Origin of the sequence: Aquitalea sp. USM4 (assembly GCF_004328945.1) — a bacterium.
GTDB lineage: Bacteria > Pseudomonadota > Gammaproteobacteria > Burkholderiales > Chromobacteriaceae > Aquitalea > Aquitalea pelogenes.
Genome location: NZ_CP029539.1, coordinates 654,131 through 674,555 on the forward strand (window position 1 = coordinate 654,131; position 20,425 = coordinate 674,555).

Consider the following 20,425-nt stretch of genomic DNA (forward strand, 5'->3'; position numbering starts at 1 on the left):
TCATGGACTGGGTAACGATTGGGCGTTCTGCCTTCACCGTGATGTGCTTCACCTTCTTCATTCTGGTGTTGTTCATCGCCTATAGCAGACGCTCAAAGAACCGGTACGATGAAGCGGCCAATGTGCCCTTTCTCGACGACGACAAGGTGCAGGAGGCCGACAACCATGAGTCGGCTTCTAACGGAGCAAAACAATGAGTGATTTCGTAAGCGATTTCTGGGGCATCTGGATCACGGCCATCGTGGTTGCAGGTTTTGTTGGCCTGTCCCTGCTGTTGTTCACCCAATCCAAGACTACGGTCAAGAAGGGTGAGCAGGTTGAAACCATGGGTCACGTATGGGATGGCGACCTCGAAGAATACAACCACCCGCTGCCGCGCTGGTGGATGCTGATGTTCTACATCACGCTGATCTTCGGTGCCTGCTATCTGGTGCTCTACCCTGGCCTTGGCAAGTGGCAAGGTATCCGTGGCTGGACTTCCGTAGGTCAGTACAAGGAAGAACGTGCCCAGGCAGAAGCCAAGTACCAGCCGCTGTATGACAAGTACCTGAAGGAAGACCTGAAGCAGGTTGCTGCCGATCCCAAGGCACAGGAAATGGGCAAGCGCCTGTTCCAGACCTACTGCGTACAGTGCCACGGCTCTGACGCACGCGGTGCCAAGGGCTTCCCGAACCTGACCGACAACGACTGGCTGTGGGGTGGCGATCCGAAAACCATCGAAACCACCATTCAGGGTGGTCGTCATGGTCAGATGCCGGCCTGGGGTTCGGTACTGGGCGAAGAGAAGGTCAAGGACGTTGCCAACTACGTGATGTCGCTGTCCGGCAAGAAGCATGATGCCGAACGTGCAGCACGCGGCAAGGAAACCTTCACCACCATCTGCGCAGCCTGCCACGGTCCGGACGGCAAGGGTAACCAGCAACTGGGTGCACCGAACCTGACTGACAACATCTGGCTGTATGGCGGTACTGAAAAGACCATCATCGAGACCATCACTAATGGTCGCAACAACCAAATGCCGGCCTGGAAGGACTTCCTGGGCGACGGCAAGGTTCACCTGCTGGCAGCCTACGTGTGGGGCTTGTCCAATAACGCCAAGGCGCAGTAAGCCTTAGCCAACATACTGCCCGCGCAAGCGGGCAGTATGCTTTACATCAAACACTATACTGATTCATATAATATAATTACTTGCAAGATGCTTGTGCAAAGTCCATCACCCAGGTGTACTTTGCGAAATCCTCTTCAGGAAAACACCATGTCTGATTCGTTAAAAGATATCCCGGTCAAAGTAGAACACACCCCCCCCTCTCCCAAACCCGGTTCCGAAACCGTGTCCTTGTACGAGGCACAGAAGAAGATCTACCCGCGCAGCGTCAAGGGCATCTTCAATAACTGGCGTATTCTGTTTGTCCTGGGCACTCAGCTGGTTTTCCTGGGCTTGCCCTGGCTGACCTGGAACGGCCGGCAAGCGGTGTTTTTCGACATGGTCAACCGCAAGTTCTTCATTTTCGGGCTGACCATCTGGCCGCAGGACTTTGTCTATCTGGCGGCACTGCTGATGAGCTGTGCATTTGGCCTGTTTGTATGGACCACCATTGCCGGCCGCTTGTGGTGTGGTTATTCCTGTCCGCAAACGGTCTACACCGAAGTCATGCTGTGGATCGAACAGCTGGTGGAAGGCGACCGCAACAAGCGCATCAAGCTGGACAAGGAGCCGATGAGCTTGCGCAAGGCGCGGCTGAAACTGACCAAGCACGGCCTGATGATCGTGTTCTGTCTGTGGACCGGTTTCTCGCTGGTCGGCTATTTCACGCCGATCCGCGATCTGGTCAAGGCGATGCCGACTTTTGACTACGGCCCGTGGGAAAGCTTCTGGATTTTCTTCTACGCCGGTTTTACCTACCTGCTGGCTGGCTTCATGCGCGAACAGGTATGCAAATACATGTGCCCGTATGCCCGCTTCCAGAGCGTGATGTTTGATGCCGACACCCTGATCATTTCTTACGATGAAGCACGTGGCGAACCGCGCGGCGCACGCAAGAAAGGCGTGGACTTCAAGGAACAGGGCCTGGGTTCCTGCGTCAACTGTGGCATCTGTGTACAGGTTTGCCCGGTAGGCATTGATATCCGTAACGGCCTGCAATACGAATGCATCGGCTGTGCCGCCTGTATCGACGCCTGTGATGAAGTGATGGACAAGGTGGGCTATCCGCGTGGCCTGATCCGCTACACCACGGAAAACGCGCTGGAAGGCAAGTATCCGGAAAGCGAAATCATCAAGCACCTGCGCCGCCCGCGGGTGATCATGTATACCGTGGTGCTGCTGATTGTACTGGGTGCCGCACTGGGTTCGCTGGCGATGCGCAAGCCGTTCAAGGTGGACATCCTGCGTGATCGCGCCTCGCTGGTGAAGGAAACCGACGCTGGCATGCTGGAAAATGCCTACACCATCAAGATCATCAACACCACAGAACGCGATCAGGAGTTTAAAATCTCGGTGGACGGCATGCCTGATCTGAAACTGGAAACAGACAGCAAGCAGATCAAGGTCAAGGCAACCGAAACCGAAAGCTTTGGCGTGCGCGTTCAAGCCGACCCGCAAGTAGCCACCAAGGGCAGTCACGAGATCCATTTCAAGGTGGAAACCGTCAGCACCCCGGTACTGCATGTGGAAGAAAAATCCAGCTTCATCGGAGAGTAAGTCATGCAACTGGACACCCCCGTATCCCGCCCCTGGTATAAAGAACCCTGGGTGTGGTTTCTGATCAGCTTTCCGCTCGCTGCAGTCATCGTGGGCAGCTGCTACATCACCACCGCGCTGAAGACCGATGATGGCCTGGTAACGGACGACTATTACAACAAGGGCAAGGCCATCAATATGGAATTGCGCCGCAACACCGCAGCTGCAGCGCTGGGCATTACCGCCCAGGTCATGCTCAGCAGCGATGGTCATACCGTTACGGTCAACACCACCAGCAAGCAGCCTTTGCCGGACACGCTGAGCCTGAAGCTGGTGCATCCGGCGCAGGACGACTATGACGTGACGGCCGACCTGCGCAAGCTGGCGGCCAATCAGTACAGCGGCAACTTCAACAAGGAACTGGTGAAGGCCAACCACTGGTATGTGCAGCTGGAAGACAAAGGCAACCAGTGGCGCGTACAGGGTGAATGGAAGCCGGAGCAAGGCCCGGTGATCATGCTGGGCCAACCCAAGCTGGAGGCTGTGGACTGATGCGCCTGCACCTGCGTAGCACTGCCCTTCTTTCACTGGCACTCGGCCTGACAGGCTGTGCCAGCCAGGCGTATCAGCCGCAGTACCTGAACGGCAAGGTGGCGCTGGCCACTGCAGCCAACCTGCCGCTGGCCACCACACTGGTACGGGTCCGCCTGCTGGATGATGGCAAACAGGCTGACGCACCGGCCCGTCTGCTGGCCGAACAGACTCTGGAAAAACCCAAGGCCTTCCCGGTGAGCTACTCGCTGTGCTACGACAAGCAGGCCATTCAGGCCAGCGGCAGCTACAGCGTGCAGGCCCAGGTGTATGTGGATGGTGAACTGCGCCTGCAGAACACCAGCCGCATCAATGCCTTCGGCACGGAAGCGGCCGTAATTCCGGTCGAGCTGATCAAGTAAGACAGCCCGCCGTAAACACAAAAAAATGGCTGCCCGATGGCAGCCATTTTCATTGCAACAAGCCTCAGGCCAAGGGCTTGAGACGGGCGGTGAAGTGCCGCAGGATGGGCGGCTCGTATTCAAAGCCAAGGCCGGTGATACTGGCAGCCCGCGCCTTCACTTCGATCAGGCAATCGGCAATGTAGTCCATGTGGTCGTTGGTATAGACCCGGCGCGGAATGGTCAGCCGCAGCAATTCCAGCGGCGACGGTTCCTGTTCACCGGTCTGCGGATTGCGCCCCAGCAGCAGGGAGCCGATTTCCACGCCGCGCACCCCGCCTTCCAGATAGAGCGCGCAAGCCAGCGCATGCGCAGGGAACTGCTCGGCAGGAATATGCGGCAACAGGCGCTTGGCATCGACAAACACGGCATGTCCGCCCGTCGGATACTGGATGGGAACGCCACCGGCACGCAAACGCTCGCCCAGATATTCCACCTGGCTGATACGGTAGGTCAGATAGGCCGGATCCAGCCCTTCTTTCAGACCGATGGCCAGGGCCTCCATATCACGTCCGGCCAGGCCGCCATAGGTCACAAAGCCTTCCATCGGCACACAACGTACCTGTACCGCACGGAAAAGATCAACATCCTCCTTGAAGCAGCACAGGCCACCAATATTCACCAGACCGTCCTTCTTGGCCGACATGGTCAGCATGTCGCCGTGACTGAACATTTCCAGCACGATTTCTTCAATGCTGTGTTTGGCGTAATCCGGGTCGCGCTGCTGGATGAACCAGGCATTTTCGGCAAAGCGGGCAGCATCGATGATCACCGGAATACCATGCTGACGTGCCAGCTGGCTGGCAGCACGGATATTGGGCAGGGACACCGGCTGTCCGCCTGCGCTGTTGCAGGTGATGGTGATGATGAGACCAGCCACGTTCTGGGCACCGGCACTGGCAATCACATCAGCCAGCCGCTCCAGATCGAAATCACCCTTCCAGTCATAAGCCGCCTCGGTATCCAGCGCCTTGGGCGTCAGCACATTGATGGCGCGCGCACCGGCAATCTCGACGTGTGCCTTGGTGGTGTCGAAGTGATAGTTGGAGATGAATACCGGCTGATCGCCACGGCAGCGTTTCACCAGTTCCGGAAACAGGATCTGCTCTGCACCACGACCCTGATGGGTGGGAATCGTGTGTTCGTAGGCAAACAGCTGCTTGACCGTATCCGCCAGATGAAAATAGTTGCGGCTGCCGGCATAGGCTTCGTCACCCATCATCAGGCCGGCCCATTGGCGGTCGGACATGGCGCCGGTGCCGCTGTCGGTCAGCAGGTCGATGTAGACATCTTCACCACGCAGCAAGAAGGGGTTCCAGCCCGCTTCTGCCAGCGCCTGCTGGCGGTATTCCGGGGTGGTTTGCTTGATGGGTTCCACCATTTTGATGCGGAACGGTTCAGGAATGCGTCGTGCCATGCGTAATACTCCCTTTGCTCTGGCCAGCGGGCAGGCGTGCAGCAGCCGTCGCAGGCGCAAATCAGCCAGGCGCGGCAAAGCCAGAGTTGTGATTCAGATAGAAAAATGAATGCAGCAGAATGCAGCCGGGAACCGGCTAGCAGGGGAGATCAGCGACGGGGAAAGTCGTAGGCCAGCACGATGTCGAGGGTAAACCAGTTTTTGGGCAGGCTACCATGGTTGGCAGCCGTCCGGGTCAAGCTTGCCAACGTGTTCATGTGAAACACCTTAGTAAAAATCATTGCCGGATGGCGCGGCCAGATTACCTCTTGGCAGTTTTCATCGCAAGAAAATTGTCAACCATCCATCCAGACAGTCAATCCAGTGTGACCGTGATGCCACGCCACCACAGCACCATCCTCTCCCGGCACAGCTTTCCATGTCCTTGTGTCAGCACCATCAGCACAGCTCTGCCTTTAGTCTGTCAGCCCCGGTTCCACTATGTACGCGGCTGTAGCGTTTTGCGCGATTTACCACAGCCCGGCGATGGAAACCATCGTCTTCAAACCAACAAGCAATAGGAAAATTCCCTTTCCATTGAAATACTTGCCGCATGTCAAACCATGAATATCAATTTTCTCTTATACTGCACAACATGCAAAATATGCAGCACAAACACTCCACAGAGAGTGATTAAGTCGCTACTATCGCCGCCTGCTTGAAATAGCAAGCAATAAAATATCACAACAAGCCATCGACAGATGGCATCCCAAGCTGCACAAGGAATGTCTATGACCACCCAATCCCATCCCAAAGGGCTGTATCTGCTCTTTGTCACCGAGATGTGGGAGCGCTTCAGCTACTACGGCATGCGCGCCATTTTTGTCCTGTTCATGATCAAGGCCCTGATGTTTGACAAGGCACACGCCGCTGACATCTATGGCAGCTACACCGGCCTGGTTTATCTCACGCCCCTGATTGGCGGCTACATTGCAGACCGCTACTGGGGGAATCGCCGCTCCATCCTGACCGGCGGCGTCCTGATGGCCTGCGGTCAGTTCCTGCTGTTCTGTTCCGGCAGCCTGCATGCCAGCAATGTGCCGCTGGCTTCCAGCTTGCTATACACCGGCCTTGGCCTGCTGATTGCTGGCAATGGCCTGTTCAAGCCCAATATTTCCTCCATGGTGGGTCAGCTGTATGCACCGGACGACAAGCGGGTGGATTCGGCCTTCACCATTTTCTACATGGGCATCAATGCCGGCTCGCTGATCGCCCCACTCATTTGCGGCACCCTGGGCGATACCGGCAATCCGGATGACTTCAAATGGGGCTTCCTGGCCGCCGGCTGCGGCATGCTGTTCAGCCTGCTGGTCTTCAGCCTGTTCAAGCACAAATATCTGGTGACCCCGGAGGGCAAGCCCATCGGGCTGGCACCGCAGCGCCATCACGCCAGTGGTGAAAAGGTGGTCCATGCGCCACTGACGCGGGTGGAAAAGGAACGCCTGGCCGTCATCCTGATTGTCTCGGCCTTTGTGATCTTCTTCTGGTCGGCCTTCGAGCAGGCCGGAGCCTCGCTGACCTTCTTTGCCGAAGAGCAGACCAACCGCAATTTGCTGGGCTTTACCGTTCCGGCCTCCTACTTCCAGTCCGTCAATCCGATTTCGGTGGTCATTTTTGCCCCGCTGTTTGCCATGCTGTGGACCTGGCTTGGCAAGCAAGGCCGCGAGCCGGCCTCGCCGGTAAAGATGGCGCTGGGCCTGTTGTTCCTGGCCATTGGCTATCTGGTCATCGCATTCGGGGTGGATGGACTGCAACCTGGCGTCAAGGTCAGCATGCTGTGGCTGGTCAGCCTGTATGTGCTGCACACCTTCGGTGAGCTGTGTCTGTCGCCAATCGGCCTGTCGCTGGTGGTAAAGCTGTCACCGGCACGCTTTACCAGCCTGATGATGGGCATCTGGTTCCTGTCCAATGCCGCTGCCAACAAGCTGGCTGGCACCCTGTCCGAGCTGTACCCGGACCCGGCCAAGCCCGCCCCGCATCTGTTGGGTTACGCCATCAACAATCTGCATGACTTCTTCATGGTGTTTGTGGTCATGGCCGGTATTGGCGCACTGATCCTGTTCCTGCTGTCCAGCAAACTGAAAAAGATGATGCACGGTCTGCAATAAGCCAGCGCACCCTGCCAGACTCAAGCGCCGCCCAAGAGCGGCGTTTTGCATGGGGCCTGGCGGGTGCTTAAGACTAAAACAAGGCTGGCATGGTAAGCTGTGCGGGTTTTTTTCGACTTTGCCCAGCCGCCCAAAGCGTGCTCACCGGACTTCATGAAACCGTCCTCCCACACACAATGGCAACGCCTTGCCGTTTATGTTCTGCTCGCTTTGCTGCTGATTCGTCTGCTGGCAATGTGGGCCATTCCGCTGACCGACACCACCGAAGCCCGCTATGCGGAAATTGCCCGCAAGATGCTGGAAACCGGCAACTGGGTAACCTTGTGGCACGACTATGGCATTCCATTCTGGGCCAAGCCGCCGCTATCCACCTGGACTTCCGCCGCCAGCATGGGCCTGTTCGGCGTCAATCCGCTGGCGGCCCGACTGCCCGCCTTGCTGCTGTCCATCGCAGTGCTGTGGCTGGTGGCCGATGCCGCCCGGCAACGGCTGGGACGTGAAGCCGGGCTGGCTGCAGCACTGATTCTGGCTGGCAGCCTGCTGTTTTTCGCAGCAGCCGGCACGGTGATGACCGACCCGTCCCTGATGTTCTGCGTCGCCTTGTCCCAGTTGTCGTTCTGGCATGCCATGCAGGCACGCGGCACCCGCTGGGGCTATCTGTTTTTTGCCGGGCTGGGGCTTGGCCTGCTGGCCAAGGGGCCGCTGGCCATCGTACTGGTTGGCATGCCGATTTTCTTCTGGGTATTGCTGCGCAATGGCTGGAAAGCCATGTGGCAACGCCTGCCATGGATCAGCGGCAGCCTGCTGATGCTGGCCATCGCCCTGCCCTGGTATCTGCTGGCGGAATTCCGCACGCCAGGCTTCCTCAATTACTTCATCATGGGCGAGCATGTCAGCCGCTTCCTCGACCCTGGCTGGAAGGGTGACAAATACGGCTATGCCCATGCCACCCCGCGCGGCATGATCTGGCTGTACTGGCTGGGGGCCATTTTCCCCTGGTCGCTGGCCATGCTGGTCTGGCTGGCGCGTCATGGCAAAAACATGCTGAAGCACACTGCCGACACCGATGGCTGGCGCTTGTATGTCTTGCTGTGGAGCCTGATGACACTGCTGTTTTTCACCATTTCCGGCAATATCATCTTCCCTTATCCGCTGCCCATGCTGCCGGGTTGTGCCTTGCTGTTTGCCACCTTGTGGCAAGGCTGCCGCCAGCCACAGCAAGGCAGCGGCCTGCCCTGGCTTGCCATGGTGTCCGGCGTATTGTTGCTGCTGGCCGTTGCACTGCAATGGACGCAGGGGCAGCGCTACTTCCGCACGCAACAGCTGGTGATTGCTGCCTGGCAACAACAGCAACCGGCAGCGGGCAGCACGCTGGTTTTCTGGGACAGCCGCCGCGAGTTCTCCGCCGAGTTCTATAGCCAAGGCAAGGTCAAGACCACGCAACAGCCGCAGGTACTGCGCCAGTTGCTGGCAGAAGGTCACAGCCATTTCATTGTTACCGAACAGCGCGACCTGCCCAGCCTGCCTGCCGATATCAAGCAGCGCTTCAAGCCGGTTGCCAGCTTTACGGTGATGAAGGACCAGATGCTGCTGCTGCGCGAACAAGCCAGCGGATCAACGCCATGAATAACAAGGAGACGCCGATGACCACTACGCCACCTAGCGCCTTCGTCCCACCGTTCCTCTTGCAACAACGGGCGGCTGCACGACCGGCCGACCCGCTGGTCAGCTGCATTTTGCCGGCCTACAACGAGAGCGAAAACATTGTCCCCATGTTGCAAACCCTGCATGGCTTGCTGACCGAAGCAGGGTTTCGCCACGAGCTGATCGTGGTGGATGACGGCAGCCGCGACAACACGGTGGAACAGGTCATGAGCCAGATCGACCATCTGCCGGTGACGCTGATCCAGCTGTCGCGCAATTTTGGCAAGGAACTGGCACTGACTGCCGGGATCGACCACGCCCACGGCGATGTGGCCGTGCTGATCGATAGCGACTTCCAGCATCCGCCGGCCATGGTGCCGGAATTCCTGCGCCAGTGGCGTGCCGGCTACGACATGGTGTACAGCGTGCGCTCCAGTCGCGATACGGAAACCCTGGGCAAACGCCTGTTCACCCGCGTGTTCTACACCCTGCTCAACAGCGGTGCACGCCACAAGATTCCGGAAAACACCCAGGACTTCCGCGTGATGGACCGCTGTGTGCTGGACGCGCTGCGCCAGATGCCGGAGCGCAACCGCTTCATGAAAGGCCTGTACAACTGGGTGGGCTTTACCCAGCTGCCGATGGAAACCCATACCCAAGAGCGCCGGGCGGGCAAAAGCAGCTTCAACTTCTTCAGCCTGCTGAACCTGGGGCTGACCGGCCTCACCGCGTTTTCCAATGTGCCCTTGCGCATGTGGACGCTGATTGGCAGCGCCATCTCGCTGGCGTCCATCCTGTATGCTTCGTGGGAGCTGCTGCACACCCTGCTGTTCGGCAACGACCAGCCCGGCTGGCCCACCCTGGCGGTGGCCGTATCTTTTCTGGGTGGGGTACAGCTGCTGTCCATCGGCATTCTCGGCGAATACATCGGCCGGATTTTCAGCGAAGTGAAGCAGCGCCCGATTTACCTGATCAGCCGCGTCAGCCGCAGCGAGCAGGACCAGCAATGAACCGTGAGCTGCTGTGGTTCGGCATCATCGGCGTCAGTGCCATGCTGGTGCACTTTCTGCTGGTGGCCGTGGTTCTGGTGCCAGTGGGCCTGCCGCCCTTGCTGGCCAATATCCTGGCTTTCCTGCTGGCATTCCAGGTGAGCTACTGGGGGCATCGGCACAAGACATTCGAGGCCGCCCACGTACCGCACCGTCAGGCGCTGCCACGCTTTTTCATGGTGGCCTGCCTGAGCTTTGCGCTGAATGAAGCCATGTATTTCGTGCTGCTGCGCTTCACCCCGCTGGGTTACCGTCTGTCCCTGCTGATCGTGCTGGCCACGGTGGCCGTGTTCACCTTTGTCTTCAGCAAGTTGTGGGCCTTTGCCGACAAGGAGCAAGCTGCATGATGCCGCGCCGCCTGACCTTGTGTGCCGATGACTATGCCCAATCGCCTGCCATCAGCCAGGGCATTGTTGCGCTGCTGCAGACAGGTCGGTTGTCCGCCACCAGCGTGATGACACAGTCCCCGCACTGGCCCGCACTGGCAACCCCTTTGCGCGAGCTGGCACAACAAGCCGACATCGGCCTGCATTTCAATCTCACTCACGACTTTGCCAATGGACCGCAGCTGATCAAGCCCTTGTCGCACTGGCTGCTGCTCAGCCAGTTGCGCTGTCTGTCTCGCACCGCCTTGCGCGACAGCCTGCTGCGACAGATCGACCAGTTCAGCCAGCAGCTGGGGCGCTTGCCGGACTTCATCGACGGCCACCAGCATGTGCATGCCTTGCCGGTGGTGCGCGACGCCCTGTTCGACGCCATCGCCCTGCGCTGGACTGCAAACAGCAAACCCTATCTGCGCGCACCGGAGCGTCTGGGTCACCCGGGTGACAGCCGTCTGAAAGCGCTGGTGTTGCAACAGGTATGCCGTGGTTTTGCCTCTGCTGCCGAGCAGAATGGCCTGCGCTGCAATCTGTGGTTTGCCGGCCTGTATGCCTTACAGCCGGAAGCCGGTTTTGCCGGTCTGATGCGGCAATGGCTGCACAGCTGCCCCGATGGCGGGCTGATGATGTGTCACCCCGGCCTGCCGGCCAGCGATGCCAGCGACCCGATTGCCGCTGCGCGCGCGGTGGAATATCAGCATTTTTCCAGTCAGGCCTTTGCCGATGATTGCCAGCAGGCCGGAATAACACTGGGAAGGTTCCAACACTAGATTTTCGGCCAGGCCAGCTCCCACGGTGCGCTGGCTTCGCGTTGCAGGCAGGTGTGCAGTGCCTCGCTCACAAACTCGGCCCCATGGTCTGGCGGACAGACAAAACTGAAAGCCTCGCCATCCAGCATGAAGCGCAAGGCATAGGCATGCAGATAAGCCCGGTCTGCCGGGCTGCCGCCATACAGGACATCGCCCAGAATCGGGGCGGATTGCGACTTCATCGCCACGCGCAGCTGGTGCGTCTTGCCACTGTGTGGCCGCAACAGAAACAGGCGCAAGCCCGGCTGTACCGAGAAGCTGAAGAACTGGGTAATGGCCGGATTCTGCACGGCAGGAAGCAAGCGCCATGCGCCACCCCGGCCCTTTTCCATATCGCCCTTGATCAGGCCCTGCTTCTTTTGCGGTTTGCGGTCCGACAGCGCCAGATAGTATTTCTCCACCGCATGGTCGGCAAAGGCGCTGCCAAACTGGCTGGCCACCTGACTGGAACGGGCCAGCAGAATCAGGCCGGAAGTCACCCGGTCCAGGCGGTGGACCGGCCATACTGCGTCGTCTCTCAAACCCGCACGCACCGCGTCCAGCAAGCCGTCTTCCTCCCCTTCGCGGTGAAAACTCACACCGGCATGCTTGTTGATCAGATAAAAGCGCGGGTCGCTGTACAGCAGGCTAAACATGGGATGACACCTGGAGGAATGAGCAAGGCGGCGATTCTACGCCTTCAGCACGGATCGCTGGTTTTTTGCTGTGCTTCCATGCGCAATTTCTTGCGGATTTCCGCATCACGGAAGCGCTTTTTCTGTTCATCCGTTTCCAGGCTCAAGGGCGGCACGGCCACTGCCTTGCCGTTTTCAAACGCCACCATGGTGAAATAGCAGCTATTGGTATGGCGCACCGAGCGCTGCTGGATGTCTTCCGCCACCACCTTGATGCCGATTTCCATCGAGGTGCGCCCCACATGGTTCACGCTGGCCATGAAGGTCACCAGCTCGCCCACATGAATGGGCTGCTTGAACAACACCTGATCCACCGACAAGGTCACCACATAGCAGCCGGCATAGCGGCTGGCACAGGCATAGGCCACCTGGTCCAACAGTTTCAGCAGCACGCCGCCATGGACATTGCCGGAGAAGTTGGCCATATCCGGCATCATCAATACCGACATCACGAGTTCACGCTGGTTTTCCTGATTTACCTGTTGTTGCATGCTGTGGATTTCCTGAAATTCATCATGGCCGCAAGGCGCGGCGGCCTGCTGCGGCAAGAATGCGCATCCGGCCGATAAGGCCAGAGAACGCGAACAGGCCTCATTCTGCCGCAGTCCTCGCAGGCTGTCGCGGGCGATCCGGCCACAGCGCTTGCCGCAGCACCTGCCCACAGTGCGTTTCTGCCAGCCACCGCAGGTGCAATTGCAAGAATAGCTGTTTGCATTCAATGCATTAAGGCAAGCACTGCACTAGAATGAAGTGAATCCGGATCATGCGCACCATGAGTCTATCGTCCATCAATGCCAGCTCAGGCTATGGCATCAGCACACTGTCGCAACACGGGCCCAATTGCACCTGTGCGGCTTGCACTGCTGCGCGCATGGCGTCGATTGCCACGCCAGTGCCGGGCGTAAGCACCCCTTCCCCTTCTGCCATTTACCAGGGCAGTACCCTCACTCCGGACCAACAAAAGCAACTGGATGAACTGCGCGCGCGTGATAGCGATGTCCGCCAGCACGAGCAGGCGCATATGGCAGCGGGTGGCGCACTGGTCAGCGGTGGTGCCAATTACAGTTATCAGGAAGGGCCGGACGGCAAGCAATATGCCATCGGCGGGGAAGTCAGCATCCGGCTGGCCAGCGGGCAAAGCCCGCAGGAAACCCTGGCCAATGCCAGACAGGTAGCTGCTGCCGCCCTGGCACCAGTAGACCCATCCGGGCAGGACCGCGCCGTTGCAGCCGAAGCTGAGCAGATGGCGCGCGAAGCACAAAGCCAGATCGACAAGCAGCAACAGCAGCAACTGCAGGCATCACAGAACAACCCTGCCATCGCCACCACCAAGGCCATTTTTGCTGCCTTGAGCGGCAAGCCGGACAGCAGCAAGGGCAGCAGCATCGATACCTTTGCCTGATTCGCTCCATCCCCACGCGACAAAAAAAATGGGCTGACCGGATAGGGTCAGCCCGAACAACGCTCGTTTTGGGAGGACAACAAGAGGAGAGACACCACACACCACTCCCGATGGCATGGGCTTACTACAGAGAAATCTTCAATCCGGCCCGCATCACACAAACCAGGCAATCAGTGGGGCGGCAAACACCGTGGCAATGCCACCCAGCATCATGGTCAGGCTGGCCACCACACCTTCTTCGGCACCCAGCTCGTTGGCCTTGGCAGTACCGGCACCATGTGCGGCAGCACCCAGCAAAGCCCCCTTGGCCAGTCGTGAACGCAAGGGCAACAGCATCAGCATCAGTTCACCCAGCAACATGCCGGCCACACCGGTAATCACCACAAACACCGCGGTCAGGTCCGGCGGAGCACCAATGCTCGATGCCGTGGCCATGGCAAACGGTGTACTGATGGACCGTGGCGCCAGGCTTTTCTGCAACAGCTCGGACAAACCGAAAGCGCGTGCCAGCCATACCGAACTCATCACGGCCACCGGCATGGCAACCAGCACCCCGCAGCTCAGCGACAGCGCATGCTTGCGTATCACCTGGCGCTGCTCGTAAATCGGAATGGCAAATGCCACCGTTGCCGGGCCAAGCAACCAGCTCAGCCAGTGCGTATCCTGAAAGTAGGTGTGGTAAGGAATATGCCCCACCACTACCGCACCAATCACCAGCAAGGGAACCGCCAACAACGGTGCGGTCCACCAGTTACCCGTGCGGCGATACAGCTTCTTTGCCAGCCAGTACAACACCAGCGTCAACACCAGACAGCCAAATGCCAGCAGGTTTTCCATCTCACAACACTCCATGCTGTCGTTTGCGACGTTTCAGCATGATTTCGAATTTGTAGCCTGCGTCCACCACCAGCGAAGTCACGGTCATCACCAGTACGGTAGACAACAGGATCACCAGCACAATGCGCAGGCCGATGCTGCCCATCAGTTGCGGGTACTGCACCACGGCAACGGTAGCCGGAATGAAAAACAGCAACATTTCGGCCAACAGCCAGCGGGCCCCGCTCTTGCACCAGGCCAGTGGCAACCAGCCCAGGGCCAGTGCAGCCAGCACCAGGAACATGCCCAGCACACCAGCCGGAATTTCCGGCACATAAGCGTGGCTCAGGCGACTGGCCAGCAGCCACACCAGGCAGAGCATCAGCACTTGCAATACAGTGGCCAGGCTTTGCTTTACGGCAGGGTCGGACAGGCGTTTCATGGTGCGCTCGCTCCATCAGCAGCAACGAGTACCGAGTATAGTCGCGCCCATTTCATTCAAAAAATGAATTAAAATTATCTGACTCATTCTTAAATGGAATTGATCATGGACATTCGTGCCTTGCGTTACTTTGTGGAAGTGGTGAAACGTCACAGCTTTACCAAGGCTGCCGATGCACTGTTTGTCACCCAGCCCACCATCAGCAAAATGGTGAAGCAGCTGGAAGAAGAACTGGGCACGCCGCTGATCATCCGGGAAGGCCGCAGCTTCCGGCTGAGTGATGCCGGCAAGGTGGCGTTCGAGCGCGGCATGGATGTGCTGTCCGCCATGAACCAGCTGAAGAACGAACTGAATGATCTGGCCGGCCTCACCCGCGGTGAACTGGTGGTTGGTCTGCCGCCCATGGTAGGGGTGGCGTTTTTCGCCCCGGTAGTGGGTGCCTTTCGCGAACGCTACCCTGGCATCGAGCTGAAGATGGTGGAAGACGGTGCACTGGCCATTGAAAACAGCGTGCGCAGTGGTGAACTGGAAATCGGCGTTGCCGTACTGCCGGTGGACAACAGTTTCTTTCAGCAATTTGCCGTGGTGCGCGACCCGCTGTGCCTGATTGCACCGGCCGGTTCGCCATGGCATGGACGCTCGTCCATTACGCTGCCGGAAATTGCCGATCAGAACTTTGTGCTGTACCCGGAAGACTTCACCCTGTCCAGCCGCATCAGCCACGCCTTCCGTGAAATGGGCAAGCCGCTGAACATTGTCGGGCGCAGCGCACACTGGGATTTCATTGTCGAACTGGTGAATGCACGACTGGGTGTCACCCTGCTGCCCCGTTCGGTGGTAGAACGGCTGGACCGGAAGGAATACGACGTGATTCCGGTTTCCAACCCCTGGCTGATCTGGCATCTGGCCTTGATCTGGCAGCAAGGCGGCTATCTGTCCCATGCGGCCCGCGCCTGGATCGCCGTCACGCAGGATGTACTGGGAGGATTGCAATGAAACACCATGGACTGGCAGGACTGCTCACCCTGTTGCTTTGCCTGTGGCTGACAGGCTGCGGCACCTTTGGACTGAAAAAACCACAAGTCAGCCTGGTGGATATCCGCCCGGCGGCATCTACCCTGCTGGAGCAGAATTTCGACCTTACCCTGCGTTTGCAGAACCCCAACAGCGTGCCATTGCGTGCCGGCGGGCTCAGTTTTGACCTGAGCGTAGCCGGCCAGCACATGGCCAACGGGGTAAGCAATCAGGCCATCAATGTGGCCGCGCTGGGGGAAAGCGAAATCAAGGTCAGGGTGCATACCTCGCTGGGCAGCTGGCTGAAGCAGCTGGGCAAGGCATTGCAGGGTGATGGCAAGCTGGACTACCAGCTGCAAGGCCGGCTGGAGGACTTGCAAGGCATCGCCAGCCTGCCGTTCAGCAGTAACGGGGAATGGAAGCTGCCATAGGCAAATTACTGCCGGGGGGTGGCCACGCAGTCGTTGCCGTCAAAGCTGACAGATTCGATCAGCTGAGTCTGGGCATTCACCACGAAATTGGTGGTACAGCTGTAGTGCATGACGCCGCCACCGATGCTGCCATCGTAAACCCAGCGCCCCGGCGTTTCGATCACCCGGCTCTGGCCGTTTTCCGTCACCGTGAAGCGGCTGCCCGGCTCGAAGCGGCGGTTGTCAAAATACGGCTGCTGCTGAGTATAGGACTTGCTGTAGGTATACAGCGTGTTGCCATTGGGCATGGTCATGCTCTTGCTGGGTGCACCCCATTGCGCCAACAAGGTATTGGCATCCTTGCCCTGCCAGTAATACACCTTCTGTGCATACCCCTCGCGGGTGGGGAAACTGCTGCAGGCGCTGGTGGCAAGCACCAGCAGACAAAGCCAGTAGCGCATGGTTTTACCTCTTCTCATTCAGCTGTCGTCAGTGTTTTCGGACCAACCGGCGACCTTGCAGTTCTACCATAAACAGCCGCCGCCGGGCAGTCATGCGACCATCGCTGACTGACCATAAAAAAAACGCCACCCGAAGGTGGCGTTTTTGCTGCAGCAAGTGAAACCTGCGATCAGATCATGCCCTTGGACTTCAGCAGTTCGAACATGGTCTTGCCGATTTCGGCCGGGCTGCGGGTGTAGGCGATGCCAGCCTTTTCGAAGGCCTTGAACTTCTCTTCGGCAGTACCCTTGCCGCCAGAGATGATGGCACCGGCGTGGCCCATGCGCTTGCCCTTGGGAGCAGTCACACCGGCGATGTAGCCGACTACCGGCTTGGTCACGTAGGCCTTGGCGAATTCAGCCGCTTCTTCTTCGGCGGTACCACCGATTTCACCGATCATCACGATGGCGTCGGTATCCGGATCGTCCTGGAACAGCTTCAGGGCGTCGATGTGGCTGGTACCCGGGATCGGGTCGCCGCCGATACCGATGCAGGTGGACTGACCCAGACCCAGGGCGGTGGTTTGTGCCACGGCTTCGTAGGTCAGGGTGCCGGAACGGGACACGATACCGATGCGGCCCGGATTGTGGATATGCCACGGCATGATGCCGATCTTGCACTCACCCGGGGTGATGATACCCGGGCAGTTCGGGCCGATCAGGCGGATGCCGGCTTCGTCCACGGCTTTTTTCACGTACAGCATGTCCAGGGTGGGCACGCCTTCGGTGATGCAGACAATCAGCTTCACGCCGCTGTCGATGGCTTCCAGGATGGAATCCTTGGCAAAAGCTGCCGGTACGTAGATGACCGAGGCATCAGCCTGGGTTTGACGCACGGCATCCTTCATGGTGTTGAACACCGGCAGGCCCAGATGCTCGGAACCGCCCTTGCCCGGGGTAACGCCACCCACAACCTTGGTGCCAACCTTCAGCGCCTGTTCGGCGTGGAAGGTACCATTCTTGCCGGTGAAACCTTGCACCAGCACTTTGGTGTCTTTGTTTACCAATACGCTCATTTTGAAATCCTTATGCGGTGCAGGTGATTAAAGCGCAGCAACGGCAGCGACGATCTTCTCGGCTGCGTCGTTCAGGCCCTGGGCGGAAACCAGCTTCAGGCCGGATTCGTCCAGAATCTTGGCGCCCAGCTCGGCGTTGTTGCCTTCCAGGCGCACAACAACCGGCACGGTCACGTTCACTTCCTTCACCGCGGCGATGATGGCTTCGGCAATCATGTCGCAACGTACAATGCCGCCGAAGATGTTGATCAGCACGCCCTTGACCGAATCATCGGCCAGGATCAGCTTGAAGGCTTCGATCACGCGGTCCTTGGTGGCACCACCACCCACGTCCAGGAAGTTGGCCGGCTGGCCACCCTTCAGCTTGATGATGTCCATGGTGGCCATGGCCAGGCCAGCGCCGTTCACCATGCAGCCGATATTGCCTTCCAGGGCCACGTAGTTCAGGTCGAATTCGGAAGCTTTCACTTCGCGTTCGTTTTCCTGCGACTTGTCGCGCTGGGCCAGCAGGGCCGGGTGACGGTACAGGGCGTTGGAGTCCAGGTTGATCTTGCCATCAACGCAGGCCAGTTCGCCGTTTTCACGCAGTGCCAGCGGGTTTACTTCGAACAGGGCGAAGTCGTTTTCCACGAAAGCCTGGTAAGCGCCCAGCATCAGCTTGCTGAAGGCAGCGATTTGCGAACCGGACAGACCCAGGGCAAACGCGGCATCACGCGCCTGGAACGGCTGCATGCCGACCAGCGGGTTGATTTCGATCTTGATGATCTTTTCCGGGGTTTCTTCGGCTACTTTTTCGATTTCCACGCCGCCTTCGGTGGACACCATGAACACAACGCGCTGGCTGCCACGGTCCACTACGGCGCCCAGGTACAGTTCGCGCTGTACCGGGTACATGTCTTCGCATACCAATACGCTGTTGACCGGCTGGCCGGCTGCGTCGGTCTGATAGGTCACCAGGTTGGTGCCGATCAGGCTCTTGGCGACTTCAGCGGCTTCTTCGCGGGTCTTGACCACTTTGACACCACCGGCCTTGCCACGGCCACCGGCATGCACCTGGGCCTTGACGACGGCAAACTTGCCGCCCAGTTGGTCATAAGCGGCAGCGGCTTCTTCCGGCGTGGTGGCCAGAATGCCCTTTTGTACCGGCAAGCCGTATTTGGCCAGCAGCTCTTTCGCTTGGTATTCGTGCAGGTTCATCTATGGTTTCCTTTCGGTGGAAATGATGGCGGGCCCTGTCTGGCCAACGTCTCTATTCCTTGGTCGCTTCCTCAACCCTAATGTATCGGGGCGGAACTGTTCTCGCGGCAGCCCCTGCTCCCATACCCTCTTTGCAAATCTGCCCGACAGTTACCGGGCAGATTCATGGGGCCGTGTCATTGTACACGGCCCCGCAGCACTTAGCCGTGCAATGCGCGCTTGTCAGCAGCCAGTGCAGCTTCGTGTACCACTTCCGACAGGCTGGGGTGTGCGTGGACAATGCGGGCCAGGTCTTCGCTGGCGGCCTTGAATTCCATCGACACCACGCCTTCGGTCACCAGCTCGGACACCATCGGGCCGATCATGTGCAGGCCCAGGATGCGGTCGGTCTTGGCATCGGCCAGGATCTTCACCGTGCCTTGTGCCTGACCCAGACCCAGTGCACGACCGTTGGCAGCGAAACCGGAAGTACCCTTCTTGTATTCGATGCCTTCAGCCTTGAGCTGCTCTTCGGTCTTGCCTACCCAGGCGATTTCCGGCGAGGTGTAAATCACCCACGGAATCACGCCGAAATCGACATGCGGCTTCTGGCCGGCAATGCGTTCTGCCACGGCAACGCCTTCTTCGGAAGCCTTGTGGGCCAGCATCGGGCCGCGCACCACGTCGCCAATGGCCCAGATGCCCGGCAGATTGGTGTGGCAGTGGTCGTCCACGGCAACAAAGCCACGCTCGTCCAGTTGCAGGCCAACGGCCTCGGCACCCAGACCGGCGGTGTTCGGCACGCGGCCGATGGAAACGATCAGCTTGTCAAACTCGGCAGCCACGGCTTCGCCGTTCAGCTCGTAGTTGACGGTAACGTGCTTCTTGGTGGCCTTGATTTCGCCAATCTTCACGCCCAGCTTGATGTCCAGACCGGTGTCCTTGGTCAGGGTCTTGAAGGCTTCCTTGGCGATTTGCTGGTCGGCAGCGGCCAGGAAGGTCGGTGCGGCTTCCAGAATGGTCACTTCCGCGCCCAGACGCTTCCACACGCTACCCATTTCCAGACCGATCACACCGGCACCGATCACGCCCAGGCGTTTCGGTACGGCGGTCAGCGCCAGAGCACCTTCGTTGTCCAGCACCATATGGTTGTCGGTGGCCAGGCCCGGCAGCTGACGCGGGCTGGAACCGGTGGCGATGATGACGTTGGTGGCTTCCAGCGTATCAACCACTGCGCCGTTGTCGGTGACTTCGATCAGCCACTTGTCGCCCTGACGGCCCTTGAGAGCGGCCAGACCGTGGATGTTGGCAACCTTGTTCTTCTTGAACAGGAAGCTGATACCAGCGGCGTTTTTGGTGATGATGCCGGTCTTGCGTTCCAGCATGGCAGCCACGTCCATCTTGGCACCGGACACGGTGATGCCGTGCTTGGCAAAGTCGTGCTGTACAGCGTGGAAGTTTTCCGAGGATTGCAGCAGCGCCTTGGACGGGATGCAACCCACGTTCAGGCAGGTACCACCCAGCGAAGGCTTGCCTTCCGGGTTTTTGAATGCATCGACGCAAGCGGTATTGAAACCCAGCTGGGCAGCACGAATGGCAGCCACATAACCGCCAGGGCCGCCACCGATTACAACTACATCAAACTGTTGGCTCATTGATTTTCCTTGATCAGGATTTACCGACCTTGAACAGCAAGATCCCGAAAGCAATCATGAACACGGCAATGATGAGCTTGCCCACCAGGGTGTAACGGTCTTCGCGGATACCGCGTTGCTGCTTCTTCCAGGTCAGTACCGCAATGGCGACCCCAGCCAGGATGGAAGCTACCGCATACAGCCAGTCAGGCAAAATCATCAT

Annotated in this window: 23 protein-coding genes; 13 read left to right on the top strand and 10 right to left on the bottom strand. The window is 58.8% G+C overall.

Going from position 1 to position 20,425, the window contains the following annotated elements:
- Window positions 1–2: 2 nt before the first annotated feature.
- From DKK66_RS02980 to DKK66_RS03000, 5 genes are all read left to right on the top strand, one after another.
- A complete protein-coding gene (locus DKK66_RS02980) occupies window positions 3–197 on the top strand; it encodes a CcoQ/FixQ family Cbb3-type cytochrome c oxidase assembly chaperone (RefSeq protein ID WP_045845631.1) in 195 nt (64 codons plus the stop codon).
- The gene (ccoP, locus tag DKK66_RS02985; RefSeq protein ID WP_131355427.1) at window positions 194–1,108 is read left to right on the top strand and encodes a cytochrome-c oxidase, cbb3-type subunit III; all 915 of its coding nucleotides are present in this window, start codon (window positions 194–196) and stop codon (window positions 1,106–1,108) included. Before DKK66_RS02980 ends, ccoP begins: the two co-directional genes overlap by 4 nt.
- A gap of 147 nt (window positions 1,109–1,255) precedes the next feature.
- Window positions 1,256–2,701, top strand: coding sequence for a cytochrome c oxidase accessory protein CcoG (gene ccoG, locus DKK66_RS02990; protein ID WP_131355431.1), 1,446 nt, complete (start codon window positions 1,256–1,258; stop codon window positions 2,699–2,701).
- A 3-nt stretch (window positions 2,702–2,704) separates the two neighbouring features.
- Window positions 2,705–3,232, top strand: a complete 528-nt coding sequence (locus DKK66_RS02995; RefSeq protein ID WP_045845628.1) for a FixH family protein — start codon at window positions 2,705–2,707, stop codon at window positions 3,230–3,232.
- On the top strand, window positions 3,232–3,633 hold the full coding sequence (locus tag DKK66_RS03000) for a YbaY family lipoprotein (RefSeq protein ID WP_165494096.1): 402 nt from the start codon (window positions 3,232–3,234) through the stop codon (window positions 3,631–3,633). Before DKK66_RS02995 ends, DKK66_RS03000 begins: the two co-directional genes overlap by 1 nt.
- Window positions 3,634–3,697: 64 nt before the next feature.
- Here DKK66_RS03000 and DKK66_RS03005 read toward each other — a convergent pair whose 3' ends face one another.
- Window positions 3,698–5,089: a tryptophanase gene (locus tag DKK66_RS03005; RefSeq protein WP_062786215.1), complete on the bottom strand. Its 1,392-nt coding sequence runs from the start codon at window positions 5,087–5,089 to the stop codon at window positions 3,698–3,700.
- Between the two features lie 770 nt (window positions 5,090–5,859).
- Between DKK66_RS03005 and DKK66_RS03010 the strand changes: the two genes are divergently transcribed.
- The 5 genes from DKK66_RS03010 to DKK66_RS03030 all read left to right on the top strand — a co-directional run bounded on the left by DKK66_RS03010 (window position 5,860) and on the right by DKK66_RS03030 (window position 11,079).
- On the top strand, window positions 5,860–7,236 hold the full coding sequence (locus DKK66_RS03010) for a peptide MFS transporter (RefSeq protein WP_165494097.1): 1,377 nt from the start codon (window positions 5,860–5,862) through the stop codon (window positions 7,234–7,236).
- 153 nt (window positions 7,237–7,389) lie between these two features.
- Window positions 7,390–8,862 carry a glycosyltransferase family 39 protein gene (locus tag DKK66_RS03015; protein WP_131355439.1) on the top strand — a complete coding sequence of 491 codons (1,473 nt, stop codon included), beginning with the start codon at window positions 7,390–7,392 and terminating at the stop codon, window positions 8,860–8,862.
- Entirely contained in the window at window positions 8,859–9,890 is a 1,032-nt protein-coding gene (locus DKK66_RS03020) for a glycosyltransferase family 2 protein (protein ID WP_242673561.1), read from the top strand. The genes DKK66_RS03015 and DKK66_RS03020 overlap by 4 nt, the downstream gene beginning before the upstream one ends.
- Window positions 9,887–10,276 (top strand): GtrA family protein, encoded by a 390-nt coding sequence (locus DKK66_RS03025; RefSeq protein WP_131355442.1) that lies wholly within the window; start codon window positions 9,887–9,889, stop codon window positions 10,274–10,276. The genes DKK66_RS03020 and DKK66_RS03025 overlap by 4 nt, the downstream gene beginning before the upstream one ends.
- On the top strand, window positions 10,273–11,079 hold the full coding sequence (locus DKK66_RS03030) for a ChbG/HpnK family deacetylase (protein ID WP_242673562.1): 807 nt from the start codon (window positions 10,273–10,275) through the stop codon (window positions 11,077–11,079). Before DKK66_RS03025 ends, DKK66_RS03030 begins: the two co-directional genes overlap by 4 nt.
- Here DKK66_RS03030 and DKK66_RS03035 read toward each other — a convergent pair.
- Together DKK66_RS03035 and DKK66_RS03040 are read right to left on the bottom strand one after the other, a co-directional pair.
- Window positions 11,076–11,753 carry a TIGR01621 family pseudouridine synthase gene (locus DKK66_RS03035; protein ID WP_131355445.1) on the bottom strand — a complete coding sequence of 226 codons (678 nt, stop codon included), beginning with the start codon at window positions 11,751–11,753 and terminating at the stop codon, window positions 11,076–11,078. The genes DKK66_RS03030 and DKK66_RS03035 overlap by 4 nt on opposite strands.
- A 44-nt stretch (window positions 11,754–11,797) precedes the next feature.
- Window positions 11,798–12,283, bottom strand: coding sequence for an acyl-CoA thioesterase (locus DKK66_RS03040; protein ID WP_045845740.1), 486 nt, complete (start codon window positions 12,281–12,283; stop codon window positions 11,798–11,800).
- Window positions 12,284–12,564: 281 nt separating this feature from the next.
- Here DKK66_RS03040 and DKK66_RS03045 point away from each other — a divergent pair, with 281 nt between their 5' ends.
- Complete coding sequence (locus tag DKK66_RS03045) at window positions 12,565–13,194, top strand: putative metalloprotease CJM1_0395 family protein (protein ID WP_207389845.1); 630 nt, start codon at window positions 12,565–12,567, stop codon at window positions 13,192–13,194.
- A gap of 153 nt (window positions 13,195–13,347) precedes the next feature.
- Here the strand turns inward: DKK66_RS03045 and DKK66_RS03050 are convergent, their stop codons facing one another.
- Together DKK66_RS03050 and DKK66_RS03055 are read right to left on the bottom strand one after the other, a co-directional pair.
- Window positions 13,348–14,031 carry an LrgB family protein gene (locus DKK66_RS03050; RefSeq protein ID WP_233160536.1) on the bottom strand — a complete coding sequence of 228 codons (684 nt, stop codon included), beginning with the start codon at window positions 14,029–14,031 and terminating at the stop codon, window positions 13,348–13,350.
- A 1-nt stretch (window position 14,032) separates the two neighbouring features.
- Window positions 14,033–14,452, bottom strand: a complete 420-nt coding sequence (locus tag DKK66_RS03055) for a CidA/LrgA family protein (protein WP_045845620.1) — start codon at window positions 14,450–14,452, stop codon at window positions 14,033–14,035.
- 105 nt (window positions 14,453–14,557) lie between these two features.
- Between DKK66_RS03055 and DKK66_RS03060 the strand changes: the two genes are divergently transcribed.
- Both DKK66_RS03060 and DKK66_RS03065 read left to right on the top strand, forming a co-directional pair.
- Complete coding sequence (locus tag DKK66_RS03060) at window positions 14,558–15,448, top strand: LysR family transcriptional regulator (protein WP_045845738.1); 891 nt, start codon at window positions 14,558–14,560, stop codon at window positions 15,446–15,448.
- Window positions 15,445–15,897, top strand: a complete 453-nt coding sequence (locus DKK66_RS03065; RefSeq protein WP_131355448.1) for an LEA type 2 family protein — start codon at window positions 15,445–15,447, stop codon at window positions 15,895–15,897. Before DKK66_RS03060 ends, DKK66_RS03065 begins: the two co-directional genes overlap by 4 nt.
- Before the next feature lie 5 nt (window positions 15,898–15,902).
- On the opposite strand, the gene DKK66_RS03070 is transcribed toward DKK66_RS03065, so the two are convergent.
- From DKK66_RS03070 to DKK66_RS03090, 5 genes are all read right to left on the bottom strand, one after another.
- Window positions 15,903–16,337 carry a hypothetical protein gene (locus DKK66_RS03070; protein WP_131355451.1) on the bottom strand — a complete coding sequence of 145 codons (435 nt, stop codon included), beginning with the start codon at window positions 16,335–16,337 and terminating at the stop codon, window positions 15,903–15,905.
- Between the two features lie 170 nt (window positions 16,338–16,507).
- Entirely contained in the window at window positions 16,508–17,392 is an 885-nt protein-coding gene (gene sucD, locus DKK66_RS03075; RefSeq protein ID WP_045845617.1) for a succinate--CoA ligase subunit alpha, read from the bottom strand.
- A 27-nt stretch (window positions 17,393–17,419) separates the two neighbouring features.
- On the bottom strand, window positions 17,420–18,589 hold the full coding sequence (gene sucC / locus DKK66_RS03080) for an ADP-forming succinate--CoA ligase subunit beta (protein ID WP_045845616.1): 1,170 nt from the start codon (window positions 18,587–18,589) through the stop codon (window positions 17,420–17,422).
- A gap of 200 nt (window positions 18,590–18,789) precedes the next feature.
- Window positions 18,790–20,223 (bottom strand): dihydrolipoyl dehydrogenase, encoded by a 1,434-nt coding sequence (lpdA, locus tag DKK66_RS03085; protein WP_131355454.1) that lies wholly within the window; start codon window positions 20,221–20,223, stop codon window positions 18,790–18,792.
- Window positions 20,224–20,236: 13 nt separating this feature from the next.
- Window positions 20,237–20,425: a hypothetical protein gene (locus tag DKK66_RS03090; protein ID WP_059287349.1), complete on the bottom strand. Its 189-nt coding sequence runs from the start codon at window positions 20,423–20,425 to the stop codon at window positions 20,237–20,239.